Here is an 18,219-nt window from a genome sequence, read left to right as displayed (position 1 = left end):
ACCACGTTTACCAGATTTCTATTCCTACTTCAGACAATTAATTATGTGAGATTGTCGATTCGACTTCAGGAAATAGTTGCAATTGTCTTCAACTTCACGTAAAGTGTATAGAAATACTTACTCGTGAAAGGAGTTATTTTCTTATGGCAGTTACTCTCGTTACAATCATTGAGCATCCGATTGCTCAAAAATATCTAGAACGATCCGGCTTGAATCATGCCATTTCTGTAGCGGAACAGGCTTTGACACTCGCCACGCAACGTGGCCTTGATGCAGATACGGCGACGAAAGCTGCCTTGCTTCATGATATAGGTCATTACGAATGGTATACGGACGGCACCTGGAATTATGATCTCTACCGTCAGAATGATATCCATGCGATTAAAGGGGCAGAACGGGCACATAAACTGTTGATTCGTCTTGGCGAAGAGCCAGAGCGTGCAAAAGAAATCGCCTTAGCGGTTCTTCTGCATACAGATTCTTATTTACCGCCTGGTACGATCAACCGTACTCCGTTGCAACAATTGGTGCACGATGCAGATACGCTCGAAGAACAACCGGGTGGTCTTCATCATTATGAGAAGATTCCATTCGAAGAAGCCATCAAGCGTCTGCATGCTCTTGATTCGGTTGTCCACCGCTTCAACAACCTTCCTCGTATTGCTTCCGAAAATTAAAAAAAGGCATTCCCGAATTGATTCAGGAATGCCTTTTAGTTTGGTTTGATTAGACAAGTTGTGCTTGATATGCTTCGAGTTCTGCATCTGTCATTGAGACGTAATGACCCGGCTCGATTTCGCGTAATGGCGGGATACTCGAATCTTCATTCGATTTCCCAACCGCTCCGCCTGTCGGCCGATCATAAATGATCCGCTTACGTGTCCGCTCATGCTCCGGGTCCGGAAGTGGAATCGCTGATAACAAGGATTTCGTATAAGCATGGACCGGATTTTCATAAAGACGATCCGCGTCACATAATTCTACGAGGTGACCTTGATACATGACTCCGATACGATCTGAGATATATTTGACCATTGATAGATCGTGGGCAATGAACAGATATGTCAGACTGCGATCACGTTGCAACTTCTTCATCAAGTTGACAACCTGTGCTTGAATCGATACATCTAGTGCAGAGATTGGCTCATCGGCAATGATGAAGTCTGGTTCAACGGCTAACGCACGGGCAATCCCGATCCGTTGACGTTGTCCACCTGAGAATTCATGCGGATAACGGCTTGCGTGTTCTTTCGTCAAACCGACCGTTTCAAGAAGATCATACACACGGTCGTTTCGCTCGTCTTTCGACTTGGCAAGACCATGAATATCAATTCCTTCCGCGATGATATCTCCGACTGTCATCCGTGGATTTAATGATGCATATGGATCTTGGAAAATCATTTGCATCGAACGGTTGAATTTCAATTTCTCTTTACGCGATTTTTTAGCATGAACATTTTCACCTTTGAAAAGGACTTCTCCGTCCGTCGCATCGTATAAACCGATGATGGAACGCCCCGTTGTCGATTTTCCACAACCTGACTCTCCAACGAGACCAAGAACTTCCCCTTCGTAGATATCGAATGACAAACCGTCAACCGCTTTAACGACACGGCCACGACCAATATTAAAGTGCTGTTTCAAGTTTTTTACTTCAAGTAATTTACTACGATTCTCCATTACTTTAGACCGCCTTTCAGAAGCGATTTCGCGAATGTGCTATCTGGACGATATTTCAGCGCAAGATCGCGGATGGCTACTGGTGGTTCTACATATGGTGCTTGTGGATGTAATAACCAAGTTGCCGCTTCATGAGTATCTGTGATCGGGAAGAACGGAGGTTCTTTCTCGAAATCAATTTTCATTGCGTACTGATTACGTGGTGCGAATGCATCACCAACTGGTGGATGTAATAAGTTCGGTGGCGTACCAGGAATCGCCGGTAAGTCTTGCGAGCGATCATCAGACGGTCGTGGCATTGATCCAAGCAGTCCCCATGTGTAAGGATGACGTGGCTCATAGAAAATTTCATCAACCGTTCCTTTTTCAATCAACTTCCCAGCATACATAACCGCTACACGGTCTGCCATGTTCGCTACGACACCAAGATCGTGCGTGATGAAGATGATGGCTGTACCTGTTTTTTGTTGAATGTCTTTTAACAACTCAAGAATCTGCGCTTGAATCGTAACATCAAGTGCTGTCGTCGGCTCATCGGCGATCAAGACTTTAGGATTACAAGCCAGTGCAATCGCGATAACAATCCGTTGACGCATCCCACCTGAAAGTTGGTGCGGATACTGCTTCAGACGCGCTTCCGGGTTCGGAATTCCAACAAGTGTCAGTAATTCTAACGTCCGTTTTTTCGCTGCGTCGCCTGTCAATCCTTGGTGACGTTTCAAACCTTCTGCAATCTGTTTGAAGATGGTCATCGTCGGATTTAATGATGTCATCGGATCCTGGAAGATCATCGCGATATCACGACCACGGACTTTTTGCATTTCTTTATCTGAGAGTTTGACCAAGTCACGCCCGTCAAACATGATTTCACCTTTTGTGATCTCACCGGGAGGATTCGGAATCAAACGCATGATGGCTTTTGATGTAACCGACTTACCTGAACCAGATTCACCAACGATGGCAAGTGTTTCGCCTTTCTTTAAATCAAACGATACACCGCGGACGGCTTGAACCGTCCCAGCATACGTATGGAAAGCGACAGTCAGGTCGCGTACTGATAAAATAGTTTCCATTGTGGATGAACTCCTCTCTTATTTCCGTTAGCGACGCAGACGTGGGTCGAACGCATCACGTAATCCATCGGCTAGCATGTTAAAGCTGATCATGACAAGTACGAGGATTGTAGACGGGATGACGAGCAAGTAAGGGAATGTTTTTAATTCTTTGTACCCTTCATTGATCAGTGTACCCAGTGATGGTTGTGGTGGAGCAAGACCAAGACCGATGAAGCTTAAGAAAGCCTCGAAGAAGATCGCACCTGGAATCGTGAACATCAATGAAATGATGATTGTACCGAGTGTATTTGGAATCAAATGCTTGAATACTAAACGTGCGCTAGAAGCACCAAGTGTACGTGCTGCGAGAACGAATTCCTGGTTCTTAAGTTTCAGGATCTGTCCACGTACAAGTCGACTCATACCAATCCAGCCGGTGATTGTCATCGCGAGGATGATGGTTGTGATTCCCGGTTCAAGAATCAAGATGAACAAGATGATTAAAATCAAGTTCGGAATCCCTGTCAAGATTTCCGCAATCCGTTGCATGATATTATCGACGCGTCCACCGTAGTAAGCGGAAATACCGCCATACGTGACACCAACTAAAACATCAATAAGCGCTGCGACAAAACCGATGAAGAGTGAAATCCGTGTTCCTTCCCAGACGCGTGACCATAAGTCACGACCGAGATGGTCCGTACCAAACCAGAATGTATCTTTTACTTGTTTCGTTTCATAAAAATCGATCGGCTTTTCACCAAGTGTTGCCATTCCATCAAAACCAGCCCACTCAAGACCTGTGATTTTTGGTGGTAGTTTAGCTTGGGTAATTGTTTGGGTATAAGCATCTCTACCAGACAACATTGGTCCGAATAGTGATAACAGTGCAATGATGACGATGATGACGAGCGACAGGATAGCCGCTTTGTTTTTACGAAGGCGTGTCCACGCATCTTGCCAGAAGTTTAAGCTTTTCCCGGCAATTCGTTCGCCTGCTTGTTCATTAAATTCTACTGGTTGGAACAGCGATGAGTCGAACTGTTCTGCTTTTGCATTTGAATTTTGTTCTGCCATTATTTGCTACCCCCCAAACGAATCCGTGGATCAACGACACCGTACAGAATATCGACGATCAAGATCATCAAGATGAAGACTGCTGAGAAGAACAGTGTTGTCCCCATGATGACCGTGTAGTCATTTTGTGTGATGGATGAAACGAACAATTCACCAAGACCCGGTACTGCAAAGATTTTCTCGATAACGAATGTTCCGGTAATCAAGGCTGCCGTCATCGGTCCAAGAATCGTGATTGCTGGAATCAAGGCATTACGCACCATGTGTTTCCAAGTGATTGATTGACCATCTAGGCCTTTTGCCTTAGCGAGTGTCACGTAATCCTGCCCGGTGACTTCAAGCATTTCCGTTCGAACGAAACGGGCAATCGAGGCCGTTACGCCGAGCGATAAGGAAACGGTCGGAAGAATCGTATGTGCTGGACTTTCCCAGAAGGCTACTGGCAATACGCCCCATTTCACTCCGATATAATATTGAAGAAGTGACGCAAATACGAATGATGGCACGGAAATCCCGAGTACCGAAATGAACATCGCACCATAGTCAACTGCAGTATTGTGGCGAAGAGCCGCGACAACACCTAGAACAAGACCAAGTAATACACCTAGAACAAGGGCTTGAATACCTAATTGAGCGGATGGTCCAATTCGTTCCATAATCAAATCTGTTACTGGACGGCTGTCATATTTAAATGATACGCCGAGGTCCCCTTGTACTAAGTTGACCATGTACGCTGCATAGCGTTGTGGAAGCGGATCATTCAAGTTGTATTTATCCCGCAGGATATCCAACTGTTCAGGAGAAAGTTTCTCCTGGTTTTGGAACGGTGAACCTGGTAACAGATCCATTAGGAAGAAAGTGAACGAAGCGATGAGTAAAAACGTCAGTACGCCGTAAACAAGGCGTTGAGCTAAATAACGGCCCATAGATGGCACCCCCTATAAAGATTTTCTGTTTTTTTCGAAACATCAATAAAATCAGTATGACCCAAAATTGTCGGAACATTCAAGAATTTTGTCGTAAAAATTAAAATTCTTTTTTATTTCGGACTGATTGACGCCCCCTGGCCGCTGTTTTTTCACAGTTAACCAATATTTCAGAATTTTTCGTTTGATTCCATTATACTTTGCTAACAAAGTAATTAGAACCTATTTTTTACGAAAAGTTCACATTTCTGCTAACAAAATGAGTTTCCATTCAGAAAAAATCGTATAAAACAGGAGCGTTCCTTGAAAACGTTCTCAAGGACGCTCCGTTTTTCAATTACTTCACATCAACATATTTGTACTGGAAGTCAGCACCAAAGACTTGACGGTTAAAGTCTTTGACCGTCGGACGACTCAAGAATGCGGCACCCGCTTGATAAATCGGTGCGATTGCTTGGTCTTTTTCGATCAATTGTGACTCTGCTTGTTTAAAGAGATCAAGACGTTTTGTGACATCTGATTCTTCGTTGGCAGCATTCAACAATTTATCGTAGGCAGATGATTTGTAATTCACGTCATTTTGACTGTTTGTTGATTCAAAGATCGATAAGTTCGACATTGGATCTTGATAGTCTGGACCCCAAAGCGCATACGACATTTGGTAATCGCCTTTTGCTTCTAGATCAAGTTTATTCTTGAACGGTTGTTGTTTGATTGCAACAGTGACATTCGGAAGGTTTTTCTCGATCTGTCCCTTCATGTATTCACTGATTTTCTTCGCGTCTTCGCTGTCGAATGACAAGAGTTCAATCGTTGCTTTCTTATCACCGTTTGCTTTTTTCCAAAGATCAGCTGCTTCTTTTGCATCCCGGTCGAACCAATTGATGTCGCTTGTGTAATCTTTACCTGCGTCATCTTTGATGAACTCTTTTGGAATGAAGCTTGTAGTCGGAATCGAACCGTTCGCAAGTAACGTATCCGTAATTCCTTTTGGATCGATTGCCCGTGCGATCGCTTTACGTGCGTCGACGTTTTTCATTGTTTCGTCTTCGTTGTTGAATTTCAAGTAAGCGATCGATGAACGAAGTGCTGTCTTGAATTCAGGTTTTGATTCATATGTTGCAACCTGCTCTGAAGTGAGGCCGGCATAATCGATTTCATCTGTATCATACAGATTTACGACCGTTGAATTATCTTTAACGACACTGATTGAGACCTCGTCCAATTTGACGGCATCTTTATCCCAGTAGTTTTCGTTTTTCGTCAGAACACGTTTTGAATCCGTTTTCCAAGATGTCCAAACGAAAGGACCGTTGTACAAAAGCTTATCCGGTTTGAGCGAGAAGTCTTTTTTGTTTTTGTTATAGAAATCTTCGCTGATTGGCGTATACGTTCCGAATGATGTAAGCGAAAGGAAGTATGGTGCCGGACGTTCGAGTGTTACTTCAAGTGTCTTATCGTCAATTGCTTTGACACCTAGCTCGTCAACCGGTTTTTTCCCTTGCGAGACATCAGCGCCATTTTTGACTGTATCGAAGATGTACGCATAACCAGAAGCTGTTTTTGGATCAACGGCACGTTTCCATGCAAATTCAAAATCCTGTGCTTTGACCGGTGTACCGTCGGACCATTTAGAGTCGCGTAGCGTGAATGTATATGTGAGGTTATCACTTGAAATATCTGTTTTTTCAGCAAGTGCCGGAATCGCTTTCCCGTCTTTGTCTAAACGGTAGAGACCTTCCATCGTGTTGCCGATCATGTTGAAGGCAACTGCATCTGTCGCTTGTGCCGGATCGACCGTCGTAATATCAGACGTATCCGTTAAACGTAAAACTTTTTTGCCTTTAGAAGAACCTGCATCTTTATCTCCGTCACCTGTTGTTGAACAACCTGCAAGCACAACGCTTCCTGCAAGCATAACTGATAACGCAAGACCGACTGTTTTTTTATTCATCGGTGAGTCATCTCCTTTTCTTTTTCAAAACCGCTTCCTACAAACGATTTTTAGACATCTCGTCGAAACTGCCTCAACGTTCCCCAAAACGCATTGACCTAGTTTCAAAAACTTAAACGAAGTGATAAATTGATTTTATGTGAGAATAACAATAACGTCAAGTGAATAGTCACACTATTTGCTATTTTATATGCCCTGAATAGTACAGAGTCGTAACTCCCTTTAACTTTGCGTATAATGAAATCAACATCTTGTCGTAGGAGGTTCATCATGTCTGTTAAACTATTTCGCCCGCTTCTAATTGCCTTGATTTTAACAACGATTTATACGATTTGGGCCGTCGCCACAGATTCTACCCATTCATTGATTTATCACTTATCAGGTGGCTTGTTCATTGCCGGTTTCCTGTTACTCGCTATCGGTTTTTTCTCCAATATGTCTGCCAACGGATTTTTTAAAGGCATCACCGCAGGCTTCAAAAAGCAACGTGAAGCGAAATTGCGGGAAGTCGACGGGGATTATTATGAAGATGAGGATGAGGAAAGCGAACTTTTAGAAGCAAGACAAAAGCGGGCTTCCAACCGGACAGCTCCTTATCTTTCGAGTGGTTTTATCTGTATCGGCGTCTCTTTACTCTTATCGTTCATTTGACGGAATTTTGATGACGATTAGAAGAAACATGTGATAAAGTGGAGATAATGTTATACGAGAACACAGTGATGGAGAGTAGTACATCTGATAACCACTTACAGAGAGTCCATGGATGGTGGAAATGGACAGTTGGCGCAGATGGAATGGACTTCGGAGTGGCTGATTCGAAATCATGTAGAATCAGACGGGTCTGCCCGTTACAGCAAATGAGCGGCTAGTTTTCTAGCAACTTGGGTGGCAACGCGATGACTCGTCCCTTGAATGATTCAAGGGATGTGTCATCTTTTTTTATTTCATTTTTTGGAGGGGTTCTCATGAAAACGATTTTTTCAGGTATTAAACCAACGGGTACGGTAACGCTTGGTAACTACATTGGTGCGATGAAGCACTTTGTTAATCTACAGGACGAACACGATGCATATTACTGTATCGTCGACCTGCATTCCATTACGGTCGAAATTGACCGGGTCGAACTCATGAACAACACACGGGCGCTTGCTGCACTCTATATCGCAAGCGGACTCAATCCTGAAAAATCAACGATTTTCGTCCAGTCGGAAGTTAAAGCGCACGCTCAGCTCGGTTGGATGCTGACATGCCTGTCCGGTATGGGTGAACTGGAGCGTATGACACAATATAAAGACAAATCGCAAGGCAAAGACCGGATTGGTGCTGGATTATTTGTGTATCCGACCTTGATGGCAGCGGATATTCTCTTATATGACGCAGAGCTCGTTCCCGTCGGCGACGATCAAAAACAGCATATCGAGTTGACACGTGATTTGGCGCAACGCTTTAACAGCCGCTATTATGAAACATTTAAAATGCCTGAACCGGTCATCGCAGAAACAGGTGCCCGCATCATGAGTTTGACTTCTCCCGATAAAAAAATGTCAAAAACAGACACGAATCCAAAAGGGTACATCTCAATGCTTGATGCACCGGACGTCATCCGGAAAAAAATTAAGTCTGCCGTCACCGATTCGGAAGGCATCGTTCGATTTGACCGGGAAAACAAACCGGGTGTTTCAAACTTACTCGAAATTTATTCGTTGCTGGCCGGTATTTCAATCAAAGACTTGGAAGCCAAGTATGATGGATTGAACTACGGCGTGTTTAAAGCAGATGTCGCGGAAGTCATCGTTGCGGAACTCGAACCGATTCAACAACGCTATTACGACTTAATTGATTCAGAAGAACTTGATCTGATTCTCGACAACGGTCGTGACAAGGCAGAACTGGTTGCTTCACGCAAACTAACGAAAGTCGAAAAAGCGATGGGTCTTCAGCGCAAACGGGCAAAAGTAAAAAAATAATTTCAGCCGTCTTTTGACGATTCTTCCCTTTCTTCTTTTTTTAAGAAGAAAGGTTTTTTTGCGCAACAAAAAAAGCGCTCCCGGTTAAGGGAACGCTTATCATACTTATTTACCTTCGATTGAAGCCCATTTGTACGAGAAGTCTGCGCCGAAGTTATGTTCGACAATACCTTTAACGTATGGTTTAACCATGAATGCACGTCCGCGCTGATAAACAGGCGAGATTGCTGCTGAATCAAGAAGGATTTTCTCAGCTTCTTGTAGTTCAGACCAACGTTTTGTAGCATCCGTTTGTGTTTTCGCATCGTTGATGAGTTTATCGTACTCTTTATCCGACCACTTACCACGGTTATATGGTCCGTCAGTCAAGAAGAGATCGAGGAACGTCATTGGATCTTGGTAGTCAGGACCCCAGCCGGCGAATGAGAACTCAAAGTCGCCTTTGTTTTCGAGATCAAGTTTGTTTTTGAACGGTTGTTGCTTGATTGTGACTTTCATACCTGGAAGGTTCTTCTCAAGCTCACCTTTCAAGAACTCACCGATTTTCTTCGCGTCATCACTATCGTAGTTAAGCAGCTCAAGTTCAACCGATTTTTGACCGATTTCTTTTAAGCCCTCTTCCCATAGTTTTTTCGCTTCGTCTGCATTGTACTCGTTGAATGTCGGGTACTTTTCACGGAAGTCTTTTCCGCTCTCATCCTTCGCGAAATCTTTTGGTACGAGATAGTTTGCAGGAAGTGATCCGTTCGCCAAGATGACGTCCGTGATTCCTTTTTTATTGTAACCCATGTCGATGGCACGACGGATTTTTTCGTTGTTTAATGCTTTGACTTTCGTGTTCAAGTAAAGGTAGAAGATTGTAGATTCACCCTTTGTTTTGAACTCTTTATTATCTTGATACTGAGCAACGAATTCTGATGAGAGACCAGCACGGTCGATATCACCTTTTTCGTAAAGGTTAACTGCTGTTGAAGTTTCTTTAACGACCTTAACGTTGATCGTTTTCAACTTGACGTTATCTTTATCCCAGTAGTTATCGTTTTTAACCATTTTCCAGCCTTGTTCACGTGTCCATTCTGTTAATTTGAATGGTCCATTGTAAAGTGATTTATCTGCTGTCGAACCGAAGTCCTTGCCGATTTTTTTCGAAAGTTCTTCTGATTTCGGCATGAATGGACCGAATCCAGTTAAACCAAGGAAGTAATCCGCTGGTGCTTTTAATTTAACTTCGAATGTCTTGTCATCAACTGCTTTGACGCCAACCGCATCACGCTCGCCTTTTTTCGTATTGTATTCTTCAGCACCTTCGATGTTGTAGAAGACATACGCGTACTGCGAAGCATTTTCAGGGTTCAGAACTTCTTTCCACGCATATTCAAAGTCTTTTGCTGTGATTGGTGTACCGTCCGACCATTTTGCATCACGTAGCTTGAATGTGTACGTCAACTTATCGTCAGAAACTGTGTGACTTTCAGCAATACCCGGTGTCGGCTGTTGCTTGTCGTCTAAACGATAGAGACCTTCCATCGTGTTGTTCAAGACGTTGAACGACACGGCATCCGTAGAAGTTGTTGGGTTAAGCGTCGGAATATCAGCACTTTCGATCAAGTTTAGCGTTTGCTCACTTGATTTTTTGTCTGAACTTTTGTCGCCCGATGATGTGTCATTTGAATCAGTCGTCGAACAAGCTGCAAGGAATGCGCTTGAAACGAGGGCTACAGATGTAGCCAGTGCAAAACTTTTCTTTTTCATGATACGATGACCCCCCTAAAATTTCCAAAGCTAGTAATCTAAGGTTTTTGAGCGAAAAAAAAAGTCGTTACTTTTATTCGAACAAAACCTCTCGTTACAAATAGTTTACAATGTTCTGATAATTTTGCAAACCTTTTATCCGATTTTTCTAAATATTTTTTCAAAACAATTTGAAAATAAGTGGAATTTTTAGTTTTTTGTGAGACTTGTTATAAAATACAGCTAAATTTCTTTATTTAAAAAAAGCGATTTAACGGTCATCCGAACCGTTAAATCGCTTTTTCTTCTTCTATTCACATGTGCTCTTATGCGTGATAACGTTTAAAGACGAGTGACGCATTATGACCACCGAAACCAAGCGAGTTGCTGAGAGCATACTCAACTTCCCATGACCGGCTTCCTTCACGAACGTAATCAAGATCACACCCTTCACTTGGGTTCTCCAAATGAATCGTCGGGTGAACGGTTTGTTCCTGCAACGATTTAATTGTCGCGATGGCTTCGACGCCACCGGCACCGCCCAGCAAATGACCGATCATCGACTTTGTCGAGTTGATTGCTAATTTTTCAGCATGATCGCCAAAGACAGTATGGATTGCTTTCGTCTCTAACACATCATTCATCGGTGTACTTGTTCCGTGTGCATTGATGTATTGAACGGCAGCCGGTTCGATACCTGCATCTTGAATCGCCATCGCCATTGCGCGCGCTCCGCCGTCGCCGTCTGGATCTGGTGCTGTGATATGGTACGCATCAGCCGTTAATCCGTATCCACTGACTTCTGCATAAATTTTTGCACCGCGGGCAATCGCATGTTCATACTCTTCCAGTACCAGAATTCCGGCACCCTCTCCCATGACGAATCCGTCACGTCCTTCATCAAATGGACGACTTGCCGTGTTCGGATCATGGTTCGTTGACATCGCTTTATTGGCACAAAAACCAGCAAATGAAAGGTTCGTAATTGGTGCTTCTGCTCCACCGGCAATCATGACATCCGCATCACCGCGTTCGATGACGCGTAATGCTTCCCCAATCGCGTTTGTACCGGAAGCACATGCGGTGACGGAACAGTTATTCGGTCCTTTTGCCCCTGTATAAATCGATACTTGACCACTGGCCATGTTCGGAATCATCATCGGAATGAAGAATGGGCTGACACGGCGATGTCCGCGTTCAAAATAAATTTTTGCCTGTTTTTCAATCGTCTCGACGCCGCCGATTCCTGATCCGATCCAGACACCGATTCGTTCAGCGTTGGCTTTGACATCCAGGTCAGCATTTTTGACTGCTTCCATACTGGCAACAAGAGAATAATGGACAAAACGGTCCATTTTTCGCGCTTCTTTTGCTTCAATGAATTCCGTGATATCAAAATTCTGTAATTCTCCCGTTACTTTCGTTGGATATTCATCGATGTCCAGACGTTCCATCGGACGAATACCATTTTCTCCGGCTTTTAAAGCGTTCCAGAATGTGTCGACATCATTGCCGATTGGTGTCAATGCGCCCATACCTGTTACTACTACACGTTTTCTCATCATCTTATGTGTTCTCCCCTTTAGTCCAAGTAATATAAGCTGCTCCCCATGTCAAACCTGCTCCAAATCCTGCAAGGACAAGTGTTGTCCCCGGTGACAGTCTTCCTTGTCGCCGTGCTTCTTCTAATGCAAGTGGTATCGACGCAGCCGATGTATTTGCATGTTCATCAATCGTCACGATCACTTTCTCTTCTTCAATCCCAAGCCGTTCACGTGCTGCATCGATGATTCGTAAATTTGCTTGATGCGGAATCAATAAATCAAGTTCCGTTAGCGTTCCACCAGCCTTTTGAATGACTTTTTCAACGATGTCCGGTAACTTTCGGACCGCGAATTTAAAGACTTCCCGGCCGTTCATTTCAATCGGACCATCCAATTCTTTAAATAACAGGTGTGCCCCGCGACCATCTGTTCCAAGTTCAAAGGCATTTAATCCCTGTTGTTCAGTTGGACCGAGCACGACAGCCCCAGCGCCGTCACCAAACAAGATTGCTGTCGACCGGTCTGACCAGTCAACGATACTTGACATCTTCTCTGCACCAATGACAAGTGCATGTTTTGATTCCGTTGCTGCCATCATACTCGAAGCCGTTTGTAAGGCAAAAATGAATCCGCTGCAGGCGGCACTGATATCAAAAGCTGTTGCACCGAGTGCTCCAAGTCGTTCCTGAACGATACATGCCGTTGATGGAAAAGCACGTCCGGTCGCCGTTCCGACAACAATCAATCCGATGTCGTCTGCTGTCAAGTTGGCATCTGCTAACGCTTTTTTCGCTGCTTCCGTCGCTAGGTCGGTGACATCCACCGAATCGTCCGCAATCCGTCGTGCTCCGATTCCTGTACGTGTCCGAATCCATTCATCACTCGTATCGAGTGTCGCTGCTAAATCATCATTTGTGATTCGACGTTCGGGTAATGATGTGCCGAGTCCTACAATTCCGATATTCATATGATTGCTCCTTTAAAATTAGTATCTGGTACTAATATAAAGCGTTAAAACGATTTTGTCAAAGACAAAAGAAGGTCTCCCATTGAGAGACCTTCTTTCACGTAATCCAGATTACTCTGAATCGGCTAATGTGCGGACGACTTCCATAACCATCTTCGCTGAATTAATCGAAGCAATCTCTAAGAATTCATCAAATGATAATGAAGCTTCTTCATCAGCACTGTCAGAAATTGAACGTGTCACGACGAAAGGAACGTTAAATTGATGACAAACTTGCGCAATCGGCGCTGCTTCCATCTCAACTGCCGCGACATCCGGGAAGTTCGTTTTAATGACGTTCGAACGTTCTGTGTCATGAATGAAAGAATCACCTGTCACGATTAAACCATGAACGACTCGAATCGCGTCCATCCGTTCAATGACGGCTTCCGCTGTTGCAATCAATTTTGGATCGGCTGTATAGGCAGCCGGCATTCCTGGGACTTGACCATATTCGTAACCAAACGCCGTCACGTCGACATCATGGTGACGGACTTCCGTCGAAACAACAACATCACCGACTTTTAGACCGGCTCTGAATCCGCCAGCCGAACCAGTATTGATGACGGCACTTGGCTTGAAATGATCAAGCAACAACGTCGTTCCGATTGCGGCATTTACTTTTCCGATACCGGATTTTAAGATGACGACCGGGACACTGTTCAACAATCCCTCATAAAAATGATAGTTGGCAATGACAGTATCTTTTCGTTCTGATAATTCATTTCGAAGTAAGTTTACTTCTTCTTCCATCGCTCCGATGATTGCGATTGGCATGTCTTTTTCCCCCATTCAAACAGAAAACCGGATTGCTCCGGCTGCTGTCCGTTCTTATTTACTTGATTGATGTAATTTTTACAGCGAAATCTCCGCCGGGTGCTTGAACGGATACTTGCTCCCCGACGCTATGGCCAAACAGGCTTTTAGCAATCGGTGATTCGTTCGAGATTTTTCCAGTGAACGGATCGGCTTCTGCACTGCCGACAATCGTATACGTTTCTTCTTCATTGTCTTCAAGGATCAAGAATGTAACTGTCGTCCCGATACCAACGACTGAGATATCCTTCTCATCTTCCGAGATGATGGCGACGTTGCGTAACATCTCTTCGAGTTGAGCAATCCGGCCTTCAACCATTGCTTGTTCTTCTTTCGCTGAATCATATTCCGCGTTTTCCGACAAGTCACCAAATGAACGGGCAATCTTAATATTTTCGACAACTTCTTTACGGCGGACTGACTTCAGTTCGTTTAATTCGTTTTCAACATTCGCTTTACCTTCAAGCGTCATGTAATACTGTTTTTCTGCCATTTTTGTCACGCTCCTTTTTATTCCACTAGTATAGTATATTCACATCTTTTTTGGAATCAATATCCTCTTTGATCGAGTGCAGACCGATAATCGAGAATCGCCCGAATCTTCGTGACCAGTAAATCGATTGCTACGTGGTTTTCGCCACCTTCGGGAACAATGATGTCTGCATACCGTTTTGTTGGTTCACAAAACTGGAGATGCATCGGACGGACGACCTTCGTATACTGTTCGACGACGGAATCAATCGACCGTCCCCGTTCATTCATGTCGCGTTGCATCCGGCGCAGGATCCGAACATCTGCATCTGTATCAACGAAGACTTTAATATCCATCAATTCCCGTAAACGTTCGTCTTCAAGCGCTAAAATACCTTCAACGATGATGACATCACGTGGATCAAGTGGAATCGTCTCCGTTGCCCGTGTATGGGCAACGTAATCGTAGACCGGTTTTTCAACAGCCTGATTTTCTCGCAGTGCCTTAATATGTTCGATCAGCAAATCGTTATCAAAGGCAAACGGGTGATCATAGTTCGTTTGGTAACGCTCTTCCATCGATAATTCACTTTGATCCTTATAGTAAGCATCCTGCTCAATCATGACGATGGATTCACTCGGGAATGCGTCGACAAGTGACCGTGCGACCGTCGTCTTTCCTGAACCTGTACCTCCAGCCACACCAATTACAACCGGTTTTTGCATTGAATTCGTACCTCCATCATTCATTCTGACTTCACTTTCCGACTGACGGACACACCGTCTCCAAGTGGGAAAATCGTCGTATCATATTGGTCTTGCTCCATCATCCATACTGTAAATTCTTTGACCAGACGGACAAGCCGTCGTCTTCTCCGGTCAAAAGTCTTGGGATCTGTCTCAAGGACATCCCCGTGTAAAAACAGGTTATCCGTATATAAAACTCCGCCTATTGGCACCAATCGCCCATAACCGTTAAAGAATTTTTTATACTGTCCTTTCGCCGCATCGATGAATACGGCATCGAACTGCTGTTCAAGGGTTTCGGCTAATTCTACTGCATCAGCAAAAACGATGTCAATCCGGTCTGCGACGTCTGAACGTTCAATGAACATCTTAGCTTCAGCGTATCGTTTCGCATTTCGTTCAACGGTCGTAATCCGGGCATCCGGTAAGGCGCGGGCCATCCGAATCGCACTGTAACCAATCGCTGTTCCGAGTTCGAGGATTCGTTTCGGTTGTTGTAACGTCAACAACGATAATAAAACTTCCGATCCCGTCAGTTCAATGATTGGAATGTGGTGCTCTTTCGCGTATGCTTCCATTTCCTGTAGCAAGGGATCACGTGGTCGAATCATCCCTTCGACATACGCTGTAAAATCATTCATTCGGAATTCACTCCTTCTGCGCATAAACAGGTTGACCGGGAACGAACATACCGTTCCCGATCAACCCCCTGTTCATTGCTCTTTACTTGCTTCGTATTCGACCCATTCCGGTTTATACTTCACAACATTACGTTGATGTTCCTCATAGGTTTCCTCATAAAGAATTTGACCTCGTGGATTTTTATCACTTGGTGGTCGGGCAAAGAAATAAACATATTTCGTCTTTTTCGGATTAAGGACGGCAAGAATTGAATCTTTACTGACCGTTGAAATCGGACCAATCGGAATACCTTCGTATTTGTACGTATTGTATTTCGAATTGTTCTCTAAATCCTTTAACGTCGTCAATGCCGTATTTTCTCCTGTGCCATACCAGACCGTCGGATCCGATTGGAGTTTCATTCCGTCGTTGAGGCGATTCGTAAAGACACCGGCAATCTCACGGCGATCTTCTGGTGTCGCGGCTTCCCGCTCGACCATTGATCCGAGACTCAACACTTCATGGAAGGTCATGCCTGATTTCTTAATCGCATCGGCATTCGCATCATAAATCTTTTCCATCTCATCTAACATCGTTTCAGTAATTTGATTGATGCTTTTTCCTTTATCGAATTCGTACGTCGCCGGGAAAAGATATCCTTCGAGCGAATAGAGGACTCCCTGCTTCGTCACTTCATCCGTTAACATCGGATACTTGTCAATCAATGTCTTGATATACGCCTCATCCGTCAATGATTTTCGGATGGAGTCAGCTTTAAAACCGGTTGCCTTCGCAATGATGGCAATTTGACGATCCATCGTGATTCCTTCAGGGATCGTAATTTTAACATCTGCCGCTTTCATGATGGTTCCGGTCTTCAACTCATTGATGATTTCATCTGGTGTCATCGCTTGGGTCAATGTGTATGTCCCGGCTTGGAATGACGATTCATTCTTATAGCGGACATAATAGCGGAAAATCGTTTCGTTCGCGATTAAATCTTTTTCTTTGAGAATGCTTGAAATCGTACTTGTTCCGGCGCCTAAAGGAATTTCGACCTTGACGGACTTCGTCGCCTCTTCGTTGACCGGCTCGAGTGAACTCTTTAAAAAGATGTAGATGGCTGCTCCTGCTACTAAGAAAATCGTGAACAATACTGAAAGGATGATTAACGTAATCCGGCGCGATGTCCGGCGACGTTTCTGTTCGATTTCAGCATTTTTCTTCCATTCATTCTCCATCGGTTCCTCCTTCTTCTCTTAAAACAAGGTGATATCGAAAGAGCTATTGCTCTGACGACACCACCTTATACACGAGTCGGTTTAGTCAAGCTCGTCTTCTAATGTATTGAAAACTTCTTCAATTTCATCCCAAGTTTCTGCATCGTCTTCTGCGATCGGAACGAGGTTGAAGTCATCATCACCATCACCATATTCTTCTAACTCATAAACAAAGATATCGACTTCTTCTGCTTCATCATAATCCGCGCCGACTGGCTCAAGGAAAATATATGTTTTGCTTGAGCGTGGGCTTTCATATCGTAAACGCTCGGCAAATTTAAATTCATTACCTTCTCCATCGGGAATTACGTAATGTGTAGGTTCATTCTGTTGCATCATTCATCCGCTCCTTTAATGCAGCCTCAAGTTCATCCCAAGTCTGCTCATCGTCTTCATCAATCAGGCTCAATTCAAAATCATCTTCGCCTTCGCCAAACTCGTCGATTTCACAAATGATTAAATCATCTGCTCCCTCTTCCGGATGACCAATCATTTCGAGAAATAGATAGGTCTTGCCGGTTCGCTCACTGACATAACGGTACCACTCTTCGAAAAGATGTTCGCCACCGTCTTCATCAGGAAAGAGATACTGCCGTTTTTCTTCAGACATCTCATTTCCTCCTTATCGATTTGCCCGATCCAAATAGGATTGTAGGATCATGACTGCTGCCATCTTATCGATGACTTGTTTCCGTTTTTTTCGACTGACATCGGCATCGATCAGCATCCGTTCTGCCTGCATCGTCGTCAATCTCTCGTCGACAAGAACGGTCGAAAGCCCTGTCTGCGTCTCGATTTCACGCGCAAACGCTTCACTCGCCTCAGCTCTAGGACCAATCGACCCATTCATGTTTTTTGGATGTCCGATGACGATGATTTCGACACCGTATTCCTTAATAATTGCCTCGAGTCGCTTGAAGGCGACTGGATATTCAGGTTCTGTCCATTTGATGGTCTCAATGCCTTGTGCTGTCCAGCCCATCAAATCACTCACCGCAACACCAATCGTCTTCGAACCGACATCAAGTCCGATGGCACGCTTCATTTTTTGTCTCCACTCTCCGATAGATAAGATTTCACGAGTTCTTCCAGTAGTTCATCACGCTCAATCTTTCGGATCATATTACGTGCATCGTTATGACGAGGAATGTAAGCAGGGTCACCGGAAAGTAGATATCCGACGATTTGGTTGATCGGATGATAGCCTTTTTCTTCTAAAGCATGATAAACCGTCAGCAATACTTCGCGTGTTGCCGCTTGGCTATCGTCTTCTGGAAAATTAAATTTCATCGTTTGATCCATCTGACTCACGTTAATCACCTCTTTCATTTACACTACTTCTCT

At 44.2% G+C, this 18,219-nt stretch carries 20 protein-coding genes and 1 other annotated feature; of the genes, 3 read left to right on the top strand and 17 right to left on the bottom strand.

All coding sequences use genetic code 11. The features are described 5' to 3' along the window. Positions 1-143: 143 nt before the first annotated feature. Positions 144-677, top strand: a complete 534-nt coding sequence (locus P402_RS0106010; protein WP_026827864.1) for an HD domain-containing protein — start codon at positions 144-146, stop codon at positions 675-677. Between the two features lie 49 nt (positions 678-726). Here the strand turns inward: P402_RS0106010 and P402_RS0106005 are convergent, their stop codons facing one another. From P402_RS0106005 to P402_RS0105985, 5 genes are all read right to left on the bottom strand, one after another. After that, the gene (locus P402_RS0106005) at positions 727-1,680 is read right to left on the bottom strand and encodes an ABC transporter ATP-binding protein (protein WP_026827863.1); all 954 of its coding nucleotides are present in this window, start codon (positions 1,678-1,680) and stop codon (positions 727-729) included. Continuing rightward, positions 1,680-2,753 (bottom strand): ABC transporter ATP-binding protein, encoded by a 1,074-nt coding sequence (locus tag P402_RS0106000; protein WP_026827862.1) that lies wholly within the window; start codon positions 2,751-2,753, stop codon positions 1,680-1,682. The genes P402_RS0106005 and P402_RS0106000 overlap by 1 nt, the downstream gene beginning before the upstream one ends. Before the next feature lie 27 nt (positions 2,754-2,780). Beyond that, the gene (gene opp3C, locus P402_RS0105995; protein ID WP_026827861.1) at positions 2,781-3,812 is read right to left on the bottom strand and encodes an oligopeptide ABC transporter permease; all 1,032 of its coding nucleotides are present in this window, start codon (positions 3,810-3,812) and stop codon (positions 2,781-2,783) included. Then, positions 3,812-4,738, bottom strand: a complete 927-nt coding sequence (gene opp3b / locus P402_RS0105990) for an oligopeptide ABC transporter permease (RefSeq protein ID WP_026827860.1) — start codon at positions 4,736-4,738, stop codon at positions 3,812-3,814. Before opp3b ends, opp3C begins: the two co-directional genes overlap by 1 nt. Positions 4,739-5,075: 337 nt before the next feature. Then, positions 5,076-6,692 carry a peptide ABC transporter substrate-binding protein gene (locus P402_RS0105985; RefSeq protein ID WP_026827859.1) on the bottom strand — a complete coding sequence of 539 codons (1,617 nt, stop codon included), beginning with the start codon at positions 6,690-6,692 and terminating at the stop codon, positions 5,076-5,078. 270 nt (positions 6,693-6,962) lie between these two features. Here P402_RS0105985 and P402_RS0105980 point away from each other — a divergent pair, with 270 nt between their 5' ends. Then, the gene (locus tag P402_RS0105980; protein ID WP_026827858.1) at positions 6,963-7,343 is read left to right on the top strand and encodes a DUF3899 domain-containing protein; all 381 of its coding nucleotides are present in this window, start codon (positions 6,963-6,965) and stop codon (positions 7,341-7,343) included. Between the two features lie 56 nt (positions 7,344-7,399). Then, positions 7,400-7,604 (top strand) — a binding site (T-box leader). Positions 7,605-7,657: 53 nt separating this feature from the next. Further along, complete coding sequence (gene trpS, locus P402_RS0105975; RefSeq protein ID WP_026827857.1) at positions 7,658-8,659, top strand: tryptophan--tRNA ligase; 1,002 nt, start codon at positions 7,658-7,660, stop codon at positions 8,657-8,659. A 105-nt stretch (positions 8,660-8,764) separates the two neighbouring features. On the opposite strand, the gene P402_RS0105970 is transcribed toward trpS, so the two are convergent. The 12 genes from P402_RS0105970 to P402_RS0105915 all read right to left on the bottom strand — a co-directional run bounded on the left by P402_RS0105970 (position 8,765) and on the right by P402_RS0105915 (position 18,186). Continuing rightward, positions 8,765-10,411, bottom strand: coding sequence for a peptide ABC transporter substrate-binding protein (locus tag P402_RS0105970; protein WP_026827856.1), 1,647 nt, complete (start codon positions 10,409-10,411; stop codon positions 8,765-8,767). A 305-nt stretch (positions 10,412-10,716) separates the two neighbouring features. After that, positions 10,717-11,955, bottom strand: a complete 1,239-nt coding sequence (gene fabF, locus P402_RS0105965; protein WP_026827855.1) for a beta-ketoacyl-ACP synthase II — start codon at positions 11,953-11,955, stop codon at positions 10,717-10,719. Position 11,956: 1 nt separating this feature from the next. Next, the gene (locus P402_RS0105960; RefSeq protein ID WP_026827854.1) at positions 11,957-12,901 is read right to left on the bottom strand and encodes a beta-ketoacyl-ACP synthase III; all 945 of its coding nucleotides are present in this window, start codon (positions 12,899-12,901) and stop codon (positions 11,957-11,959) included. 111 nt (positions 12,902-13,012) lie between these two features. Then, the gene (gene mtnN / locus P402_RS0105955) at positions 13,013-13,717 is read right to left on the bottom strand and encodes a 5'-methylthioadenosine/S-adenosylhomocysteine nucleosidase (RefSeq protein WP_026827853.1); all 705 of its coding nucleotides are present in this window, start codon (positions 13,715-13,717) and stop codon (positions 13,013-13,015) included. A gap of 58 nt (positions 13,718-13,775) precedes the next feature. Further along, complete coding sequence (gene greA / locus P402_RS0105950; RefSeq protein WP_012370935.1) at positions 13,776-14,249, bottom strand: transcription elongation factor GreA; 474 nt, start codon at positions 14,247-14,249, stop codon at positions 13,776-13,778. Positions 14,250-14,305: 56 nt separating this feature from the next. Then, complete coding sequence (gene udk / locus P402_RS0105945; protein ID WP_026827852.1) at positions 14,306-14,953, bottom strand: uridine kinase; 648 nt, start codon at positions 14,951-14,953, stop codon at positions 14,306-14,308. Between the two features lie 20 nt (positions 14,954-14,973). After that, positions 14,974-15,615, bottom strand: a complete 642-nt coding sequence (locus P402_RS0105940) for an O-methyltransferase (protein WP_026827851.1) — start codon at positions 15,613-15,615, stop codon at positions 14,974-14,976. A 72-nt stretch (positions 15,616-15,687) separates the two neighbouring features. Next, complete coding sequence (gene mltG / locus P402_RS0105935) at positions 15,688-16,836, bottom strand: endolytic transglycosylase MltG (RefSeq protein ID WP_026827850.1); 1,149 nt, start codon at positions 16,834-16,836, stop codon at positions 15,688-15,690. Positions 16,837-16,917: 81 nt separating this feature from the next. Then, positions 16,918-17,211, bottom strand: a complete 294-nt coding sequence (locus P402_RS0105930) for a DUF1292 domain-containing protein (protein ID WP_026827849.1) — start codon at positions 17,209-17,211, stop codon at positions 16,918-16,920. After that, entirely contained in the window at positions 17,198-17,485 is a 288-nt protein-coding gene (locus P402_RS0105925) for a DUF1292 domain-containing protein (protein WP_026827848.1), read from the bottom strand. Before P402_RS0105925 ends, P402_RS0105930 begins: the two co-directional genes overlap by 14 nt. Before the next feature lie 12 nt (positions 17,486-17,497). Further along, positions 17,498-17,920 (bottom strand): Holliday junction resolvase RuvX, encoded by a 423-nt coding sequence (ruvX, locus tag P402_RS0105920; RefSeq protein WP_026827847.1) that lies wholly within the window; start codon positions 17,918-17,920, stop codon positions 17,498-17,500. After that, positions 17,917-18,186: an IreB family regulatory phosphoprotein gene (locus P402_RS0105915; protein ID WP_026827846.1), complete on the bottom strand. Its 270-nt coding sequence runs from the start codon at positions 18,184-18,186 to the stop codon at positions 17,917-17,919. Before P402_RS0105915 ends, ruvX begins: the two co-directional genes overlap by 4 nt. Between the last annotated feature and the right edge of the window lie 33 nt (positions 18,187-18,219).

This window comes from Exiguobacterium sibiricum 7-3 (assembly GCF_000620865.1).
Lineage (GTDB): Bacteria > Bacillota > Bacilli > Exiguobacteriales > Exiguobacteriaceae > Exiguobacterium_A > Exiguobacterium_A sibiricum_A.
The sequence above is the reverse complement of the archived record's forward strand: the minus strand, read 5'-3'. Positions and strand labels throughout refer to the sequence as shown.

Excerpts from the sequence above, each read along its gene's own strand:
- P402_RS0106010 (WP_026827864.1), top strand. The coding sequence starts at position 144 with ATGGCAGTTACTCTCGTTACAATCATTGAGCATCCGATTGCTCAAAAA.
- P402_RS0106005 (WP_026827863.1), bottom strand. The coding sequence starts at position 1,680 with ATGGAGAATCGTAGTAAATTACTTGAAGTAAAAAACTTGAAACAGCAC.
- P402_RS0106000 (WP_026827862.1), bottom strand. The coding sequence starts at position 2,753 with ATGGAAACTATTTTATCAGTACGCGACCTGACTGTCGCTTTCCATACG.
- opp3C (WP_026827861.1), bottom strand. The coding sequence starts at position 3,812 with ATGGCAGAACAAAATTCAAATGCAAAAGCAGAACAGTTCGACTCATCG.
- opp3b (WP_026827860.1), bottom strand. The coding sequence starts at position 4,738 with ATGGGCCGTTATTTAGCTCAACGCCTTGTTTACGGCGTACTGACGTTT.
- P402_RS0105985 (WP_026827859.1), bottom strand. The coding sequence starts at position 6,692 with ATGAATAAAAAAACAGTCGGTCTTGCGTTATCAGTTATGCTTGCAGGA.
- P402_RS0105980 (WP_026827858.1), top strand. The coding sequence starts at position 6,963 with ATGTCTGTTAAACTATTTCGCCCGCTTCTAATTGCCTTGATTTTAACA.
- trpS (WP_026827857.1), top strand. The coding sequence starts at position 7,658 with ATGAAAACGATTTTTTCAGGTATTAAACCAACGGGTACGGTAACGCTT.
- P402_RS0105970 (WP_026827856.1), bottom strand. The coding sequence starts at position 10,411 with ATGAAAAAGAAAAGTTTTGCACTGGCTACATCTGTAGCCCTCGTTTCA.
- fabF (WP_026827855.1), bottom strand. The coding sequence starts at position 11,955 with ATGATGAGAAAACGTGTAGTAGTAACAGGTATGGGCGCATTGACACCA.
- P402_RS0105960 (WP_026827854.1), bottom strand. The coding sequence starts at position 12,901 with ATGAATATCGGAATTGTAGGACTCGGCACATCATTACCCGAACGTCGA.
- mtnN (WP_026827853.1), bottom strand. The coding sequence starts at position 13,717 with ATGCCAATCGCAATCATCGGAGCGATGGAAGAAGAAGTAAACTTACTT.
- greA (WP_012370935.1), bottom strand. The coding sequence starts at position 14,249 with ATGGCAGAAAAACAGTATTACATGACGCTTGAAGGTAAAGCGAATGTT.
- udk (WP_026827852.1), bottom strand. The coding sequence starts at position 14,953 with ATGCAAAAACCGGTTGTAATTGGTGTGGCTGGAGGTACAGGTTCAGGA.
- P402_RS0105940 (WP_026827851.1), bottom strand. The coding sequence starts at position 15,615 with ATGAATGATTTTACAGCGTATGTCGAAGGGATGATTCGACCACGTGAT.
- mltG (WP_026827850.1), bottom strand. The coding sequence starts at position 16,836 with ATGGAGAATGAATGGAAGAAAAATGCTGAAATCGAACAGAAACGTCGC.
- P402_RS0105930 (WP_026827849.1), bottom strand. The coding sequence starts at position 17,211 with ATGCAACAGAATGAACCTACACATTACGTAATTCCCGATGGAGAAGGT.
- P402_RS0105925 (WP_026827848.1), bottom strand. The coding sequence starts at position 17,485 with ATGTCTGAAGAAAAACGGCAGTATCTCTTTCCTGATGAAGACGGTGGC.
- ruvX (WP_026827847.1), bottom strand. The coding sequence starts at position 17,920 with ATGAAGCGTGCCATCGGACTTGATGTCGGTTCGAAGACGATTGGTGTT.